This is a genomic window from Pseudomonas sp. GW822-FHT03F04, from assembly GCF_058801405.1.
In genome coordinates this window covers 676,155-693,162 of sequence record NZ_JBXANF010000001.1, presented here as the reverse complement: position 1 = coordinate 693,162, position 17,008 = coordinate 676,155, and the positions used below count along the sequence as shown (strand labels likewise).

The 17,008-nt window shown below is 58.5% G+C and carries 16 protein-coding genes; 9 read left to right on the top strand and 7 right to left on the bottom strand.

Annotated features, from left to right (window positions below):
* The first annotated feature begins 74 nt into the window (after window positions 1-74).
* From glyQ to AC1RMX_RS03230, 4 genes are all read left to right on the top strand, one after another.
* Entirely contained in the window at window positions 75-1,028 is a 954-nt protein-coding gene (glyQ, locus tag AC1RMX_RS03245) for a glycine--tRNA ligase subunit alpha (RefSeq protein ID WP_003187265.1), read from the top strand.
* The gene (gene glyS / locus AC1RMX_RS03240; RefSeq protein WP_096822388.1) at window positions 1,025-3,079 is read left to right on the top strand and encodes a glycine--tRNA ligase subunit beta; all 2,055 of its coding nucleotides are present in this window, start codon (window positions 1,025-1,027) and stop codon (window positions 3,077-3,079) included. Before glyQ ends, glyS begins: the two co-directional genes overlap by 4 nt.
* A 4-nt stretch (window positions 3,080-3,083) precedes the next feature.
* Window positions 3,084-3,623 (top strand): D-glycero-beta-D-manno-heptose 1,7-bisphosphate 7-phosphatase, encoded by a 540-nt coding sequence (gene gmhB / locus AC1RMX_RS03235; RefSeq protein WP_164872121.1) that lies wholly within the window; start codon window positions 3,084-3,086, stop codon window positions 3,621-3,623.
* Between the two features lie 82 nt (window positions 3,624-3,705).
* Window positions 3,706-4,485 carry a lysophospholipid acyltransferase family protein gene (locus AC1RMX_RS03230; protein WP_102621183.1) on the top strand — a complete coding sequence of 260 codons (780 nt, stop codon included), beginning with the start codon at window positions 3,706-3,708 and terminating at the stop codon, window positions 4,483-4,485.
* A gap of 158 nt (window positions 4,486-4,643) precedes the next feature.
* Here AC1RMX_RS03230 and AC1RMX_RS03225 read toward each other — a convergent pair whose 3' ends face one another.
* Entirely contained in the window at window positions 4,644-6,185 is a 1,542-nt protein-coding gene (locus tag AC1RMX_RS03225; protein ID WP_493070401.1) for a sensor histidine kinase, read from the bottom strand.
* Window positions 6,186-6,351: 166 nt separating this feature from the next.
* On the opposite strand from AC1RMX_RS03225, the gene AC1RMX_RS03220 reads away from it, so the two are divergent.
* The gene (locus AC1RMX_RS03220) at window positions 6,352-7,071 is read left to right on the top strand and encodes a response regulator transcription factor (protein ID WP_096822385.1); all 720 of its coding nucleotides are present in this window, start codon (window positions 6,352-6,354) and stop codon (window positions 7,069-7,071) included.
* A 38-nt stretch (window positions 7,072-7,109) separates the two neighbouring features.
* Here AC1RMX_RS03220 and AC1RMX_RS03215 read toward each other — a convergent pair whose 3' ends face one another.
* The 6 genes from AC1RMX_RS03215 to dnaA form a co-directional block, all read right to left on the bottom strand.
* The gene (locus AC1RMX_RS03215; RefSeq protein WP_493070399.1) at window positions 7,110-7,301 is read right to left on the bottom strand and encodes a hypothetical protein; all 192 of its coding nucleotides are present in this window, start codon (window positions 7,299-7,301) and stop codon (window positions 7,110-7,112) included.
* A complete protein-coding gene (locus AC1RMX_RS03210) occupies window positions 7,291-7,557 on the bottom strand; it encodes a hypothetical protein (protein WP_255261967.1) in 267 nt (88 codons plus the stop codon). Before AC1RMX_RS03210 ends, AC1RMX_RS03215 begins: the two co-directional genes overlap by 11 nt.
* A gap of 155 nt (window positions 7,558-7,712) precedes the next feature.
* Window positions 7,713-10,130 (bottom strand): DNA topoisomerase (ATP-hydrolyzing) subunit B, encoded by a 2,418-nt coding sequence (gyrB, locus tag AC1RMX_RS03205; RefSeq protein ID WP_011331734.1) that lies wholly within the window; start codon window positions 10,128-10,130, stop codon window positions 7,713-7,715.
* Between the two features lie 5 nt (window positions 10,131-10,135).
* On the bottom strand, window positions 10,136-11,239 hold the full coding sequence (gene recF, locus AC1RMX_RS03200) for a DNA replication/repair protein RecF (RefSeq protein ID WP_007911886.1): 1,104 nt from the start codon (window positions 11,237-11,239) through the stop codon (window positions 10,136-10,138).
* 14 nt (window positions 11,240-11,253) lie between these two features.
* The gene (gene dnaN / locus AC1RMX_RS03195) at window positions 11,254-12,357 is read right to left on the bottom strand and encodes a DNA polymerase III subunit beta (protein ID WP_096822384.1); all 1,104 of its coding nucleotides are present in this window, start codon (window positions 12,355-12,357) and stop codon (window positions 11,254-11,256) included.
* Window positions 12,358-12,396: 39 nt separating this feature from the next.
* On the bottom strand, window positions 12,397-13,920 hold the full coding sequence (gene dnaA / locus AC1RMX_RS03190; RefSeq protein WP_096822383.1) for a chromosomal replication initiator protein DnaA: 1,524 nt from the start codon (window positions 13,918-13,920) through the stop codon (window positions 12,397-12,399).
* Between the two features lie 567 nt (window positions 13,921-14,487).
* On the opposite strand from dnaA, the gene rpmH reads away from it, so the two are divergent.
* Genes rpmH through yidC form a run of 4 tightly spaced genes read left to right on the top strand, consistent with a single transcriptional unit; the run spans window position 14,488 to window position 16,963 of the window.
* On the top strand, window positions 14,488-14,622 hold the full coding sequence (rpmH, locus tag AC1RMX_RS03185; protein ID WP_003213577.1) for a 50S ribosomal protein L34: 135 nt from the start codon (window positions 14,488-14,490) through the stop codon (window positions 14,620-14,622).
* Window positions 14,623-14,638: 16 nt separating this feature from the next.
* Window positions 14,639-15,040, top strand: coding sequence for a ribonuclease P protein component (gene rnpA / locus AC1RMX_RS03180; protein ID WP_011336726.1), 402 nt, complete (start codon window positions 14,639-14,641; stop codon window positions 15,038-15,040).
* Window positions 15,033-15,278 carry a membrane protein insertion efficiency factor YidD gene (gene yidD, locus AC1RMX_RS03175; RefSeq protein ID WP_010465488.1) on the top strand — a complete coding sequence of 82 codons (246 nt, stop codon included), beginning with the start codon at window positions 15,033-15,035 and terminating at the stop codon, window positions 15,276-15,278. The genes rnpA and yidD overlap by 8 nt, the downstream gene beginning before the upstream one ends.
* 2 nt (window positions 15,279-15,280) lie before the next feature.
* Window positions 15,281-16,963 carry a membrane protein insertase YidC gene (gene yidC / locus AC1RMX_RS03170; RefSeq protein ID WP_119429880.1) on the top strand — a complete coding sequence of 561 codons (1,683 nt, stop codon included), beginning with the start codon at window positions 15,281-15,283 and terminating at the stop codon, window positions 16,961-16,963.
* The last annotated feature ends 45 nt before the right edge of the window (window positions 16,964-17,008 follow it).

The following is a 17,008-nucleotide window of genomic DNA, read 5'->3' as shown; positions in this document are numbered from 1 at the left end:
CAGGGGGTGGAGGTGCGACTGAATCGGGTATACTCCCGCTCTTTAAATCGCAGCCCAAGAAACAGGTGAATTTCGTGAGCCAGCCTACGCCAGCCGTGCGTACCTTCCAAGACTTGATCCTCGCGCTCCAGCAATACTGGGCCGAGCAAGGTTGTGTGGTACTTCAGCCCTACGATATGGAAGTAGGCGCCGGCACTTTCCACACCGCGACATTCCTGCGTGCCATCGGCCCGGAAACCTGGAACGCCGCTTACGTACAGCCAAGCCGCCGTCCGACTGACGGCCGTTACGGCGAAAACCCGAACCGTCTGCAGCACTACTACCAGTTCCAGGTAGTCCTGAAGCCGAACCCGGACAACTTCCAGGAACTGTACCTGGGCTCCCTCAAGCATGTCGGTCTGGACCCGCTGGTCCACGACATCCGCTTCGTCGAAGACAACTGGGAATCGCCGACCCTCGGCGCCTGGGGTCTGGGCTGGGAAGTCTGGCTGAACGGCATGGAAGTGACCCAGTTCACTTACTTCCAGCAGGCGGGCGGTATCGAGTGCTACCCGGTGACCGGCGAGATCACCTACGGTCTCGAGCGTCTGGCCATGTACCTGCAGGGCGTGGATTCGGTCTACGACCTGGTCTGGGCTGACGGTCCGTTCGGCAAAGTGACCTACGGCGACGTGTTCCACCAGAACGAAGTGGAGCAATCCACCTACAACTTCGAACACGCCAACGTCGACAAGCTGTTCGAACTGTTCGACTTCTATGAAAGCGAAGCCAAGCGTCTGATCGAACTCGACCAGCCGCTGCCGTTGCCGAGCTATGAAATGGTCCTGAAGGCCTCGCACACCTTCAACCTGCTGGATGCACGCCGGGCGATCTCGGTAACTGCGCGTCAGCAATACATTCTGCGCGTGCGCACCCTGGCGCGTTCCGTCGCCCAAGCCTACCTGCTGGCTCGCGCCAAGCTGGGCTTCCCGATGGCAACCCCGGACCTGCGTGACGAAGTACTGGCCAAGCTGGAGGCTGCACAATGAGTGCTCAAGATTTTCTGGTTGAACTGGGCACCGAAGAACTGCCACCCAAAGCCCTGAACACCCTGGCCGAAGCGTTCCTCGCCGGTATCGACAAGGGCCTGCAAGCCGCCGGCCTGAGCTACGAGACCAAGACTGTCTACGCCGCGCCGCGTCGTCTGGCTGTGCTGATCACCGCGCTGGCCACCCAGCAGCCGGATCGCAGCATCAACCTCGACGGCCCGCCACGTCAGGCCGCGTTCGATGCCGAAGGCAACCCGACTCAAGCGGCACTGGGTTTTGCCAAGAAGTGCGGCGTCGAGCTGAGCGAAATCGACCAGAGCGGTCCGAAACTGCGCTACAGCCAGAACATCGCCGGCAAGCCGACCGCCAGCCTGCTGCCGACCATCGTCGAAGACTCGCTGAACGACCTGCCGATCCCGAAACGCATGCGTTGGGGTGCACGCAAGGAAGAATTCGTGCGTCCAACCCAGTGGCTGGTGATGCTGCTCGGCGACCAGGTCATCGACTGCACGATCCTCGCGCAGAAGGCTGGCCGTGAATCCCGTGGCCACCGTTTCCACCACCCGGAAAACGTGCGCATCGGTTCGCCGTCGAGCTACCTGGCCGACCTGCGTGCCGCTTACGTGCTCGCCGACGCCAACGAGCGTCGCGAGATCATCAGCAAGCGCACCGAAGAGCTGGCGACCCGCCAGGAAGGCACCGCAATCGTGCCGCCGGCGCTGCTCGATGAAGTGACTGCGCTGGTCGAGTGGCCAGTGCCGCTGGTGTGCTCGTTCGAGGAACGTTTCCTCGACGTGCCGCAGGAAGCGCTGATCACCACCATGCAGGACAACCAGAAGTACTTCTGCCTGCTGGATGCCGACGGCAAGTTGCTGCCACGTTTCATCACCGTGGCCAACATTGAATCCAAAGACCCGCAGCAGATCGTCGCCGGTAACGAGAAAGTGGTTCGCCCACGTCTGACCGACGCCGAGTTCTTCTTCAAGCAGGACAAGAAGCAGAAGCTCGAAGCGTTCAACGATCGCCTGCAGAACGTGGTGTTCCAGGAAAAACTCGGCAGCGTCTACGACAAGGCCGAGCGCGTTTCGAAACTGGCTGCGTACATCGCCGCACGCATCGGCGGCAACGCTTCGTGGGCTGCCCGTGCAGGTTTGCTGTCCAAGTGCGACCTGGCCACCGAAATGGTCGGCGAGTTCCCGGAGATGCAAGGTGTCGCCGGCTACTACTACGCCCTCAATGACGGCGAGCCGGAAGACGTCGCCCTGGCGCTGAACGAGCAGTACATGCCACGCGGTGCCGGCGCTGAACTGCCTGCCACCCTGACCGGTGCGGCCGTGGCCATCGCCGACAAGCTCGACACCCTGGTCGGCATCTTCGGCATCGGCATGCTGCCGACCGGCAGCAAAGACCCGTATGCCCTGCGCCGTGCGGCACTGGGCGTACTGCGGATCCTGATCGAGAAACAACTGGATCTGGACCTGAACGACGCCGTGGCGTTCGCCGTGAATGCGTTCGGTGCCAAGGTCAAGGCTGCCGGCCTGAACGACGCGGTGCTGGAATTCATCTTCGACCGTCTGCGTGCACGTTACGAAGACGAAGGCGTGGATGTCGCCACCTACCTGTCGGTACGTGCCCTGAAGCCGGGTTCGGCGCTGGACTTCGACCAGCGTGTGCAAGCGGTTCAGGCCTTCCGCAAACTGCCGGAAGCGGCAGCGCTGGCGGCGGTGAACAAGCGTGTGTCGAACCTGCTGAGCAAAGTGGAAGGCTCCGTGCCGACCGACGTTCAGGCCAAGTACTTTGACAACGCCAACGAGTTCTCGCTGTACTCGGCGATCCAGCAGGCGGACCAGGCTGTACAGCCAATGGCCGCGGCGCGTCAGTACAACGAATCGCTGGCACGCCTGGCTGCACTGCGCGAACCGGTGGACGCGTTCTTCGACGCCGTGATGGTGAATGCCGAAGACGCCAACGTGCGGGCCAACCGTTACGCGCTGCTGGCGCGTCTGCGTGGCCTGTTCCTGGGCGTTGCCGACATTTCGCTGCTGGGTTGAGGGATTGCTGTTGAAACTGCTGATTCTCGATCGGGACGGAGTGATCAATTACGACTCCGACGCTTACATCAAGTCGGTGGAGGAGTGGATTCCGCTGCCCGGCTCGATCGAAGCGATTGCGCAGTTGAGCAAGGCCGGCTGGACGGTGGCGGTCGCCACCAACCAGTCGGGCATTGCTCGCGGCTACTACGACCTCGCCACTCTCGATGCCATGCACGCGCGCCTGCGCGAACTGGTGGCGGAGCAGGGCGGTGAAGTCGGGCTGATCGTGTATTGCCCGCATGGGCCGGACGAGGGTTGCGATTGCCGCAAGCCGAAACCGGGAATGTTGAAAACCATCGCGCAGCACTACAACGTGGCGCTGACGAATGTCTGGTTCGTCGGCGACAGCCTTGGTGACCTGGAGGCCGCCAAAGCCGTCGATTCACAGCCCGTTTTGGTAAAGACCGGGAAAGGCGAAAAGACTCAGGCCAAGACCTTGCCGGTCGGCACCCTGATTTTTGACGATCTGGCGGCGATTGCCGCAGAACTTATCCACAACTAGAGTACTTCTGAAGTTCCTGACCAGGGATTGATCGGGAGTGCGCTTGAACAGTCGGGCATCGCCCGTAACGGTAAACGTCGCCATGTCGATACTGCAGGCCATCAGAATCTTCCTCTTTTACCTGCTGCTGGGCACCACGTCCCTGCTGTGGTGCAGCCTGAGCTTTTTTATCGCGCCCTTTCTGCCGTTCAAGGCGCGTTATCGTTTCATCAACGTGTACTGGTGCCGTTGCGCCTTGTGGTTGACCAAGGTGTTCCTCGGTATCCGTTACGAAGTCAAAGGCGCGGAAAACGTGCCTGACCGGCCATGCGTGATTCAGTCGAACCACCAGAGCACCTGGGAGACGTTCTTTCTCTCCGCTTATTTCTCGCCCTTGAGCCAGGTGCTCAAGCGCGAATTGCTGTACGTGCCATTCTTCGGCTGGGCCATGGCCATGCTGCGGCCGATCGCGATTGATCGCGACAACCCGAAAGCCGCCCTCAAGCAGGTCGCTGCGAAAGGTGACGAGCTGCTCAAGGACAATGTCTGGGTGCTGATCTTCCCTGAAGGCACTCGCGTTCCCCACGGCACCATCGGCAAGTTCTCCCGCAGTGGCAGCGCATTGGCGGTGAATGCGGCGCTTCCGGTGCTGCCGATTGCGCACAATGCCGGCAAGTTCTGGCCGAAAATCGGTTGGGGTAAAAAACCGGGTGTGATCACTGTGGTTATCGGTGAGCCGATGTACGCCGAAGGCACTGGCCCACGCGCCATCGCCGATTTGAACGACCGTGTGCAAGCGTGGAACGAGCAGGCGCAGCGGGAAATGGGTTCGCTGCCACCGGCTCCGCAGGCACCTGCTGCCAACGATCAGGTGGTTGTCTGAGATTTTGTGGATAACCTGTGTACGGATTGTTGGAAAAGCGTCGAAATCAAAGATTAAGTGACTGATTTACTTATATATTTCTGAAGATGATAAATCACCGTAAAAGGTGCATAAGTTTTTTTCGGAAGTAAGAAAACCGGCTGATATAGCCGGTTTTTTTATGCCTGCTCTTCAGCGATCAGCGGCAGCTCAAGACGGAATGTGGTGCCCTGATCGATGACGCTGATGCATTCGATCCGCCCACCATGGTGATCCACCACGGCCTTGACCATCGACAGCCCCAATCCCACACCATCGATGCCTTGAGCCGAAGAAAAACGGCGGTACTGGCTGAACAGATCGGGCAGGTCTTCAGCCCCGATACCTTTGCCCTGATCGGTCAGTTCGCAATGCAGCCAGTCATCGTGGCATCGAACGCACAACCTGACCGTAGACCCGGCCGGGCTGTACTTGATCGCGTTTTCCAGCAGATTGAACAGCGCCCGGGTCAGCAGGCCCTGGTCCGCCAGCACCAGACGTTCCTGGGATTGATCATCCATATCGTTCAGCAGTTCGATACGCTTTTGCTGGGCGATGGGCAGTGCCTGGTCCAGTACGTCCATCACCAGCATCGCAAACAGACTCGGCTGGAACTGATACGCCTCGGATTCGGCCCGGGCCAGTAAAACGAATCCATCGGTGAGTTCCAGCGCTCGACGCACCTGGCGTTCGATCTGCTCGAACAGCGGTGAATCCGTTCCAGCCTGATGCCGGTGGACGTCGAGCAGGGCGAGGATCGCTGAATGCGGCGCTCGCAAGTCATGGGACAGAAAGCGCAGCAGCACACCGCGCTGTTCTTCGGCGGCGCGCTCGGCACTCAGGTCGGTCAGGCTCAACAACCAGCCAATCGGCGTGTCACCGTCCACCGGCAACAACGCCGCACGTTCGAGGCGCAGGCTGCGCTCCTTGTGGTCACGAAACTCCAGCAGAGGCAGCTCAGATAGCGGCGGGCGTGGCTCTGTGGACAACTCTGGATAACCCAGGCTTGCCAGCTGATCGAGGACGTCTTCGCCCACCAGATTGTGATCGAACAGGTTCCGGGCCTTGCGATTGCCCAACAAGACCTGTCCTCGAGGATCGCTGATCAGCGTTGCGACCGGCAGATACTCCAACCCATCGGCAATGAAGCGGCGAGTATCGCGGGTGCGGCTCATGGCTTGTTCAAGGGCCATGATCTGTCCCTGCAAACGGTCAGCGCTGGGGAACTGCGCCCGGCGCCGTTCAGGAAACACCTTCGGTTCACTGTCCAGCCGCGACAACTCCCAGCCGAAGTAGGTGAGCACCACACTCAGGCGCCGCCAGTTCCAGATCAGATAGCCGAACAGCATGCCCAGCGCCGCAGGCGTCGGCGACCACCAACGCCGAATTTCAGCCAGGCCGGCACTGGTCAGCAGCACGCAGGCAATCCCGCCGAGCGTCACCCAGATCGCCAGACGCGGTCGCCACAGCAGCAACCCCAGCACGCAAGCCACCAGAGCGACCGACACCATCGCGCCGGCGACTGGCGCCGGATCATGCAGATTGACCTGCGCACGCCACGACAACAATGCAGTCAGCGGCAACAGCACTAGACTTATCCACACCCACTCGCGCACCAGTTGCCGAAACAGGCGTTGAACCTGGCTTTGCACACGGCTTTCGTGGCGGCGTCGGTTAATCATGGAAAACAGGGCAGGGCGGGTTGAATGGTTTCATAGGCGACAGGTCTGAGGACGTAGACCCGAAGAATCATAGCGGCTCGCCCCATGGTGTGCCGCTTACTTTCACTGCTTTGGTCGAACCGCCGGTGTCGACCACCCATTACCCAAGCGACAAGGAATCCCGCGTATGCGCGTTGCGATACTGGACGATGAACCCGCCGAACTGCGCCGGGTCGAGCAGACCCTGCAACAGATGGCCGAGGCCGGTGAACAGCCCTGGTCACTGCACAGTTTCGAACGCGGAGAAGACCTGCTGCGGCAACTGCGCCGGGAAACCTTCGACCTGCTGATCCTCGACTGGCAACTGCCCGACCTCACCGGCCTGGCGCTGCTGCGCTGGACCCGAGAGCACATGGAGGCGCCACCGGCGGCCATCATGTTGACCAGTCGCGATGGTGAGAGCGATATCGTTCAGGCCCTGAACGCCGGGGCTGACGATTACGTCAGCAAGCCTTTTCGTCCAAACGAGTTGAAGGCTCGAGTCACCGCCGTACTGCGCCGGCACAGCCATCAACGCCCGAGCGTGGCCAATGTTCTGCGTTTCAATGATCTGGTGTTCGACGACGCCGAGCTGACCGTCACCCGAGAAGGCAAACCAATCATGATGACCGAACGCGAGTACCGGCTTGCGCATTGCCTGTTCAGTAACCTCGGCCGACCTCTGTCACGGGACTATCTATACGAAAGATTCTGGCCCCACGAAGAAATGGCCTCGTCGCGACCACTGGATACCCACATCTATCGCCTGCGCAACAAGCTCGGGCTGACGGCGGATCGGGGTTGGCAGTTGCTGACGATTTATGGGTATGGGTATCGGTTGGAGAGTGTGGTGTCAGTCACCCCTTAAGTCGGGAGCAGTGGGGCCCTGACTTCCTCATGTTTAAATCACTCATCCGAAGATGGGTCTCTAAGTCTTTTCGCTGCGGATTCAATTTGTTTGATGCTGCTTTCCGGGACCGGGAGATCCTCAGGCATTGTGCCCCCCAGCTCAGCAATGGTTTCCCTGACTTTCCTGCCAACCTCAAAGTGCACCTGGTTGGCATTCTCTTTTCCCTGAACGTTGTCACTAGCAGGCATAGCGCGAAAGCTTTACATCCTGTAACTCCCTTTGAGCACCAGAACCAATAGAAACCATTCCGAGCGAATCCTCGAAATGGTCTTCGACTTCCTGACCACTGTTTTGACAAGCTTCTTTGGCCCGGGCCAAAACCGGTAGAAAATGCCGATATTCTGAGTACTCAAGCAACTTGGCCAAGCGCCGTGCGGACCAATATTCCGCACCTTGCTGATCAGTCATTTTCAGCTCTTCAAATGACTCGTGACGCTCATTCATCTCAAAATCTCCCAGCTGGCCGTTAAGTATTGAGTGCAATTCCAATAGTTACTGTTTTGCTTTTGCACAGCCAGCAGGGACTTATCTGCTAACAAAAAGCCCCTGTTGACGCTCTGTCAGCAGGGGCTTCAGTTCCATCCGAAATCTGAAAGGGATCAGAAATCCAGGTTGGAAACCGCCAGAGCATTGCTCTCGATGAAGTCACGGCGAGGTTCGACCGCATCACCCATCAGGGTGTTGAAGATCTGGTCTGCGCCAATGGCGTCTTCGATGGTGACTTTCAGCATGCGGCGCACGCTTGGGTCCATGGTGGTTTCCCACAGCTGATCCGGGTTCATTTCGCCCAGACCTTTGTATCGCTGAATGGTGTGGCGCTTGGTGCTTTCGGCCATCAGCCAGTCCAGGGCTTCCTTGAACTCGGTGACCGCTTTCTTGCGCTCGCCACGCTGGATGTATGCGCCTTCGTCGAGCAGGGTGCTCAGTTGAGCGCCGAGGGTGACGACAGTCTTGTAGTCGTTGCTGCCGAAGAAGTCGCGGTTGAAGGTGACGTAGTTCGACAGGCCGTGGGAGATCAGTTCGACCTCTGGCAGCCACACGCCACGTTCGCGGTCTTCACGCAGGCTGGCCTTGTAGACCAGACCGGACTTCTCGACGGTACGCAGACGAACTTCGTACTGGGCCAGCCAATCTTGCATCTTGGCGTGGTCGCCGAGCATTTCCAGGCTGACGGCCGGCAGGTAGATGAAGTGCTCGGTCAGCTCCTGCGGGTACAGGCGCGACAGACGCTTGAGGGTCTTCATCACCATGCGGAAGTCGTTCACCAGACGTTCCAGCGCTTCGCCGGAAATACCCGGGGCGTCTTCGTTCAGGTGCAGGCTCGCATCTTCCAGGGCCGACTGCGTCATGTACTCTTCCATGGCGTCGTCGTCTTTGATGTATTGCTCTTGCTTGCCTTTCTTGACCTTGTACAGCGGCGGCTGAGCGATGTAGATGTAGCCGCGCTCGATCAGCTCCGGCAACTGACGGAAGAAGAAGGTCAGCAGCAGGGTACGGATGTGCGAACCGTCGACGTCAGCATCGGTCATGATGATGATGTTGTGATAGCGCAGTTTGTCGATGTTGTACTCTTCGCGGCCGATACCGCAGCCCAGCGCGGTGATCAGGGTGCCCACTTCCTGGGACGAGATCATCTTGTCGAAACGTGCTTTCTCGACGTTGAGGATCTTGCCCTTCAGCGGCAGGATGGCCTGGGTCTTACGGTTACGTCCCTGCTTGGCAGAGCCGCCCGCGGAGTCACCTTCCACGAGGTACAGTTCGGACAGCGCCGGGTCTTTTTCCTGGCAGTCAGCCAGTTTGCCCGGCAGGCCGGCGATGTCCAGCGCGCCTTTGCGGCGGGTCATCTCACGGGCCTTGCGCGCCGCTTCACGGGCACGGGCGGCGTCGATCATCTTGCCGACAACCAGTTTGGCTTCGTTCGGGTTTTCCAGCAGGAAGTCCGAGAAGTACTTGCCCATTTCCTGTTCGACCGCAGTCTTCACTTCGGAAGACACCAACTTGTCTTTAGTCTGGGAGCTGAACTTCGGATCCGGCACCTTCACCGAGATGATCGCGGTCAGGCCTTCACGGGCATCGTCACCGGTGGTGGCGACTTTGTGCTTCTTCGCCAGACCTTCCTGCTCGATGTAGTTGTTCAGGTTACGCGTCAGTGCAGAACGGAAGCCCACCAAGTGGGTGCCGCCGTCGCGCTGTGGAATGTTGTTGGTGAAGCACAACAGGTTCTCGTTGAAGCTGTCGTTCCACTGCAGGGCGATTTCCACGCCGATGCCGTCTTCACGCTGGATGTTGAAGTGGAACACCTGGTTGACCGCAGTCTTGTTGGTGTTCAGGTATTCAACGAACGCACGCAGGCCGCCTTCGTACTTGAACAGCTCTTCCTTGCCGCTGCGCTCATCCTTGAGGACGATGCCGACACCGGAGTTGAGGAAAGACAGTTCACGAATGCGCTTGGCCAGGATGTCCCAGCTGAAGTGAATGTTCTTGAAGGTTTCGCTGGAAGCCTTGAAGTGAATCTGGGTACCGGTGGTTTCGCTGTCGCCAACGATCGCCATCGGTGCCTGAGGTACACCGTGGACGTAGGTCTGTTCCCAGATCTTGCCGCTGCGGCGAACGGTCAGTACCAGCTCTTCGGACAGCGCGTTCACAACAGAAACACCTACACCGTGCAGACCGCCGGATACCTTATAGGAGTTGTCGTCGAACTTACCGCCAGCGTGGAGGACGGTCATGATGACCTCGGCGGCGGAAACGCCTTCCTCTTTGTGCACGTCTACCGGGATGCCACGGCCGTTGTCTTTAACGGTGATGGACTCATCCGGGTGGATGATGATGCTGATGTCGTCGCAATGGCCGGCGAGGGCTTCGTCGATCGAGTTGTCGACCACCTCGAACACCATGTGGTGCAGACCGCTGCCATCGTCGGTGTCACCAATGTACATACCGGGACGTTTGCGCACGGCATCCAGGCCTTTCAGCACTTTAATGCTCGATGAGTCGTACGTATTTTCTTCGCTCAATGCCTTCACTCCCGATGGTCGTGGGTCTGGGTGATACGGCCCTGTTCCACGTGGAACAGAGCGACTGGCGTTTCCGTCTGCCAGCCTTCCCTCAATAATTCGTGATCTACACAGGTGATAAAGACCTGGCAGCGTAAGTCTTCCAGCAAGCGGCACAGCGCGCGACGGTGGCTTTCGTCCAGCTCGGACGGCAAGTCATCCACCAGATAAATACACTGGCCGCGTCGGGCCTGGCTCACCAGATGCCCCTGGGCAATGCGCAAGGCACAAACCACCAACTTCTGCTGACCCCGGGACAAGATGTCCGCGGCATTGTGAGCGCCCAATCTAAGACGCAAGTCAGCGCGTTGCGGTCCGGCCTGGGTATGACCCATTTGCTGGTCCCGCTGCAGGGATCCGGCAAGTACGGCACTCAATTCCCGGTCCTTGTCCCAGCCTCGGTAATAGCTGAGCGTCAAACCTTCGAGCTCAACCAGTTCGCTCAAGGTTTGTTCAAAGACTGGTTTCAAGGCTTTGATGTAAGCGCGGCGGTATTCATCGATTTCAGCGCTGGCCTGGCACAGTTCCCTGTCCCAAACCGCTTGCGAAACGGCGTCAAGTGTACCATGCCGCAGCCAGGAGTTTCTCTGGCGCAAGGCCTTCTGCAAACGCTGCCAGGTGGCCATGAACCGCGGTTCGACGTGGAACACGCCCCAGTCGAGGAACTGCCGGCGAATCTTCGGCGCACCTTCCAGCAGGCGGAAGCTGTCGGGGTTGATCAACTGCAGCGGCAGGATCTCCGCCAGTTGCGCGGCGCTGCGGGCATTCTGGCCATCGATGCGGATCTGGAACTCGCCCTGACGGTCGCGAGAGATCCCCAATGCACTGTGGCCACCCTCGGCGAGCTCCACCTGACCGAATACGGTACAGGCGAGTTGCTCATACTGGATGACCGGCAACAGCCGCGTGCTGCGAAACGAACGGGCAAGCCCCAGCAGGTGAATGGCTTCCAGAACACTGGTTTTGCCGCTGCCGTTGGCGCCGTAAAGAATGTTGATTCGGGGGGAGGGGGAGAAGGTCACCGGGTGCAGATTGCGCACCGCGGTGACCGAGACGCGACTTAGCGACATCCAGAGTCAGCTGATTACAGACGCATCGGCATGACAACATAAGCCGAATCGTCATTGTCAGACTCTTGCACCAGCGCACTGCTGTTGGAGTCGGACAGGATCAAGCGAACCTGCTCGGTGGTCATCACGCCCAGCACGTCGAGCAGATAGCTGACGTTGAAGCCGATTTCCAGAGAGCCGCCGTTGTATTCCACGCCTACTTCTTCTTCCGCTTCTTCCTGTTCCGGGTTGTTCGCCTGGATCTTCAGCTGACCGTTGGCCAGTTGCAGACGGATGCCACGGTACTTCTCGTTGGACAGAATCGCGGTACGGCTGAACGCTTCGCGCAGCGCCTGACGATCACCCAGTACCAGCTTGTCACCGCCCTTTGGCAGAACGCGCTCGTAGTCAGGGAACTTGCCGTCGACCAGTTTCGAGGTGAAGGTGAATTCGCCGGTGGTCGCGCGGATGTGGTGCTGACCCAGCACGATGCTGACGTTGCCGTCCGGCTCGGTGAGCAGACGCGCCAGTTCGAGAATACCTTTGCGCGGCACGATCACTTGATGGCGATCCTGCTGACCGATGTCGGCCTGCATCGAGCACATTGCCAGACGGTGGCCATCGGTGGCCACGGCACGGATCACACCGGTCGACACTTCCAGCAACATGCCGTTGAGGTAGTAACGCACGTCCTGTTGGGCCATGGCGAAACTGGTGCGTTCGATCAGGCGACGCAGCTTGCTTTGATCCAGGCTGGTGGTCAGCGAACCCGGGCCTTCTTCCACAGTCGGGAAGTCGTTGGCCGGCAGGGTCGACAGGGTGAAGCGGCTACGGCCGGCTTTCACCACCAGTTTCTGCTCGTCGACCTTGATATCGATCAGCGCATCGTTCGGCAGGCTTTTGCAGATATCCATCAGCTTGCGCGCAGGCACAGTGATGGAACCTGTTTCAGCCGGCTCTTCGAGTTGCACGCGACCGACCAGCTCGACTTCCAGGTCGGTACCGGTCAGCGACAGTTGCTGGCCATCGACGACCAGCAGCACGTTGGACAGTACCGGCAAGGTCTGTCGGCGCTCGACGACGCCTGCGACCAGTTGCAGGGGTTTCAACAGGGCTTCGCGTTGAATGGTGAAATGCATGGTCTAGTCCCTTGCCTTAATAAGCTGCGCTGGTGTTCATCAAGTGGTCAGTGTACGCAGCAGGTTCTTGTAGTCCTCGCGGATGTCCGCGTCGGATTCCTTAAGTTCGTTGATCTTGCGGCAGGCGTGCAACACCGTCGTGTGGTCGCGACCGCCAAACACATCGCCGATTTCCGGCAGGCTGTGGTTGGTCAGTTCCTTGGACAGTGCCATGGCGACCTGACGCGGGCGAGCGACCGAGCGCGAACGGCGCTTGGACAGCAAGTCGGAGATCTTGATCTTGTAGTACTCAGCGACAGTGCGCTGAATGTTATCCACAGAGACCAGTTTGTCCTGCAACGCCAACAGGTCTTTCAGGGATTCGCGAATCAACTCGATGGTGATGTCGCGGCCCATGAAGTGCGAGTGGGCGATCACACGTTTCAGCGCGCCTTCCAGCTCACGGACGTTGGAGCGAATACGTTGGGCAATGAAGAACGCCGCATCGTGTGGCAACTCGACTTTGGCCTGGTCGGCCTTCTTCATCAAGATGGCTACGCGGGTTTCCAGCTCCGGCGGCTCGACGGCAACCGTCAGGCCCCAGCCGAAGCGGGATTTCAGGCGCTCTTCAAGGCCTTCGATTTCCTTCGGATAGCGGTCACTGGTGAGAATGACCTGCTGGCCACCTTCAAGCAGGGCGTTGAAGGTGTGGAAAAATTCTTCCTGGGAACGTTCCTTGCGGGCGAAGAACTGGATGTCGTCGATCAGCAGGGCGTCCACCGAACGGTAGAAACGCTTGAACTCGTTGATCGCGTTCAGTTGCAGCGCCTTGACCATGTCGGCCACGAAACGCTCGGAATGCAGGTACACGACCTTGGCATTCGGGTTCTTCTTTAACAGGTGGTTACCCACCGCGTGCATCAAGTGCGTCTTACCCAGACCCACACCACCATAAAGGAAGAGCGGGTTGTAGCCGTGCTTGGGGTTATCCGCCACTTGCCAGGCCGCCGCACGGGCGAGCTGGTTGGACTTACCTTCGACGAAGTTCTCGAAGGTAAAGGTGCGATTCAGGTAGCTGGTGTGCTTGAGCGCGCCTTCGACCTGCACCGTGCGCTGTTCGGCACGCACCGGCGCTTGCTGGGAGGCGGCGCCCGCCATCGGGTCGAAGCTGTCACGGGACGGCTCTTCGCTGACTTCCTCGGTTTTTTGCGTCGCGCGCTTGGCCGGGGTTGGAGCCGGCGCGGGTGCCGGAGCACTGACGGGCGCGGAACTGGCTTGAGCCAGCGATGCAGCGGCCGCGGCCAGTGGCGCGTTCGGCGCAGCACGCGGCGCAGAACTGCGCTTGCTGCCTATTAATAAGGAGAGCGACGGCGCCAGGCCGTTGCCATGCTCATCCAGCAGTTCAAGGACGCGCCCCAGGTACTTTTCGTTGACCCAGTCCAGAACAAAACGGTTCGGTGCGTAGACACGCAACTCGTCGCCTTCGGCTTCGACCTGTAATGGACGGATCCAGGTGTTGAATTGTTGGGCTGGCAGCTCTTCGCGCAAAAGCTCCACGCACTGCTGCCAAAGTTCCACTGACACGGAAATCCCCTAATTTGAAAGCCGGTGAGGCAAAAACAAGCGGCCATTGTAGCGGCCAGCCGTCCACTTATCCACATGCAGGTTGTCCGGTGGACATGATTTATCAATGCCTTATCCGGTGAAAAAGCGACCAACGGTGTGTGAATAAGCTCTGTGGATAACCCCATCTGAGCACACTGGACAACTGGGGGTCGAACCCGGTGGATAACCAGCCTGTGGATAAACGCCGTTTCCACCCACAGGTTATCCGATAGCGCAGCACAGGCTGAACACGGTTTTCCACTGTAGTTGTCATTCTCTGTACAGTGCTGAAAACAAGGCCTCGAGTCAGTTATCCACAGATGAGGCCGGGCCTAGCTTTTATAAGCTTTACAGAAAAGCTTTAAATACTTCGCTTCTTTATTTTTATATCTGGCAGGACGGAATTCACGAGCTGACAGCTCTGGAGATCTATTTATAAGGAAACGTTGGTTGGAAATTGACCTATTGGCTTGCTTTCTCTAGAATCCCCGGTCTCTTAAAACGGGGGCCATTCCGGCCCGTTGTGGACGAACCAGGTAACACGACATGAAACGTACTTTCCAACCAAGCACTATCAAACGCGCTCGTACCCACGGTTTCCGTGCTCGCATGGCTACCAAGAACGGTCGTGCAGTACTGTCGCGTCGTCGCGCCAAAGGCCGCGCACGTCTGGCAGTTTGATAATCCGGCACTGGAGGTGAGTCAGGACTTCAGTCGGGAAAAGCGTCTGCTTACTCCCCGGCATTTCAAGGCAGTCTTTGACTCCCCTACCGGCAAGGTTCCGGGGAAAAATCTCCTGCTCCTTGCGCGCAACAACGATCTCGATCACCCCCGTCTCGGGCTGGTTATCGGGAAAAAGAGCGTAAAGCTCTCCGTCGAGCGCAATCGCCTCAAACGTCTGATGCGCGAATCGTTTCGCCTGCACCAGGATTCACTGGTCGGCTGGGACATCGTTATCGTCGCGCGCAAAGGTTTGGGTGACGTAGAAAACCCCGAATTGATTCAGCATTTCGGCAAACTCTGGAAACGTCTGGCACGCAACAAGCCGGTACCAGCAGTCAAAACCGAAACTGTAGGGGTAGACAGTCCAGATGCGTAAACTGGCACTCGTTCCGATCCAGTTTTATCGCTACGCCATTAGTCCCTTGATGGCCAGTCACTGTCGTTTCTACCCCAGTTGTTCTTGCTACGCGTATGAAGCCATCGAAAATCATGGCCTTCTGCGCGGTGGCTGGCTGACCTTTCGTCGTTTAGGTCGCTGTCATCCGTGGAATCCCGGTGGTTATGACCCGGTTCCACCTATCCCTACCTCCCGTTCTTCTTCGATGGCCGAGTAATCATGGATATCAAACGCACGATCCTGATCGTCGCCCTGGCAATCGTGTCCTACGTCATGGTTCTTAAATGGAACCAGGACTATGGTCAGGCTGCCCTGCCGACTCAGAATGTTGCTTCCAGTACGACTACATCCGGTTTGCCGGACACCGCCACTGGCAATAACGCTGCCGCCAGTGACGATATTCCGCGCGCCGCAAGCGATACCAGCGCACCTGCCGAAACGCCGGTCGCCGCCAGCAAGGATCTGATCCAGATCAAAACCGACGTGCTCGATCTGTCGATCGATCCACAGGGTGGCGATGTTGCTCAACTGACCTTGCCTCTGTATCCACGTCGTCAGGATCGTCCGGACGTTCCGTTCCAGCTGTTCGACAACGGCGGCGAGCGTACTTATCTGGCGCAAAGCGGTCTGATCGGCACCAACGGTCCGGACGCAAGCCCGGCCGGTCGCCCGATCTACTCCTCGGAGAAGAAGACTTATCAACTGGCTGACGGTCAGGACCAATTGGTCGTCGACCTGAAGTTCAGCAAGGACGGCGTCAACTACATCAAGCGTTTCACCCTGAAACGTGGCCTGTATGACGTGACCGTCACTTATCTGATCGACAACCAGAGCGCTCAGCCTTGGTCCGGTTCGATGTTTGCCCAGCTGAAACGCGATGCAAGCGCCGATCCATCGTCGACCACTGCTACCGGCACCGCGACTTACCTGGGCGCCGCCCTGTGGACAAGTTCCGAGCCGTACAAGAAAGTGTCCATGAAGGACATGGACAAAGGTCAGCTCAAGGAAACCGTCACCGGTGGCTGGGTAGCCTGGTTGCAACACTACTTCGTGACTGCATGGGTTGCTCCGAAGGGCGAAAACAACATCGTTCAGACCCGTAAAGACAGCAAAGGCAACTACATCATCGGTTACACCGGTCCTTCGTTGACCGCTGCACCGGGTGCAAAAGTCGAGACCAGCGCTGTTCTGTACGCCGGTCCGAAAAGCCAGGCAGTGCTGAAAGAGTTGTCCCCAGGTCTGGAACTGACCGTCGACTACGGCATTCTGTGGTTCATTGCCCAGCCAATTTTCTGGCTGCTGCAACATATCCACGCCATCGTCGGCAACTGGGGCTGGTCGATCATCTTCCTGACCATGCTGATCAAGGGGATTTTCTTCCCTCTGTCGGCCGCCAGCTACAAGTCGATGGCCCGCATGCGCGCCGTGGCTCCGAAACTGGCTGCACTGAAAGAGCAACATGGCGATGACCGGCAGAAAATGTCGCAAGCCATGATGGAGCTGTACAAGAAAGAGAAGATCAATCCGCTGGGTGGCTGCTTGCCGATCCTGGTGCAGATGCCGGTTTTCCTTTCGCTGTACTGGGTTCTGCTGGAAAGCGTGGAAATGCGCCAGGCGCCGTTCATGCTGTGGATTACCGACCTGTCGATCAAGGATCCGTTCTTCATCCTGCCGATCATCATGGGCGCGACCATGTTCATCCAGCAGCGTCTGAACCCGACTCCTCCGGATCCGATGCAGGCCAAGGTCATGAAAATGATGCCAATCATCTTCACGTTCTTCTTCCTGTGGTTCCCGGCTGGTCTGGTGCTGTACTGGGTTGTGAACAACTGCCTGTCGATTGCTCAACAGTGGTACATCACGCGTAAGATCGAAGCGGCGACGAAAAAAGCCGAGGCGTAACTTACTCTGTGGATAACACCACTCAAAACGCCCCCTAGTGGGGCG

Bases quoted from the DNA above. Each gene is read 5' to 3' on its own strand.
- glyS (WP_096822388.1), top strand. From the start codon at position 1,025: ATGAGTGCTCAAGATTTTCTGGTTGAACTGGGCACCGAAGAACTGCCA.
- AC1RMX_RS03230 (WP_102621183.1), top strand. From the start codon at position 3,706: ATGTCGATACTGCAGGCCATCAGAATCTTCCTCTTTTACCTGCTGCTG.
- AC1RMX_RS03225 (WP_493070401.1), bottom strand. From the start codon at position 6,185: ATGATTAACCGACGCCGCCACGAAAGCCGTGTGCAAAGCCAGGTTCAA.
- AC1RMX_RS03220 (WP_096822385.1), top strand. From the start codon at position 6,352: ATGCGCGTTGCGATACTGGACGATGAACCCGCCGAACTGCGCCGGGTC.
- AC1RMX_RS03215 (WP_493070399.1), bottom strand. From the start codon at position 7,301: ATGCCTGCTAGTGACAACGTTCAGGGAAAAGAGAATGCCAACCAGGTG.
- AC1RMX_RS03210 (WP_255261967.1), bottom strand. From the start codon at position 7,557: ATGAATGAGCGTCACGAGTCATTTGAAGAGCTGAAAATGACTGATCAG.
- recF (WP_007911886.1), bottom strand. From the start codon at position 11,239: ATGTCGCTAAGTCGCGTCTCGGTCACCGCGGTGCGCAATCTGCACCCG.
- dnaN (WP_096822384.1), bottom strand. From the start codon at position 12,357: ATGCATTTCACCATTCAACGCGAAGCCCTGTTGAAACCCCTGCAACTG.
- rpmH (WP_003213577.1), top strand. From the start codon at position 14,488: ATGAAACGTACTTTCCAACCAAGCACTATCAAACGCGCTCGTACCCAC.
- yidD (WP_010465488.1), top strand. From the start codon at position 15,033: ATGCGTAAACTGGCACTCGTTCCGATCCAGTTTTATCGCTACGCCATT.
- yidC (WP_119429880.1), top strand. From the start codon at position 15,281: ATGGATATCAAACGCACGATCCTGATCGTCGCCCTGGCAATCGTGTCC.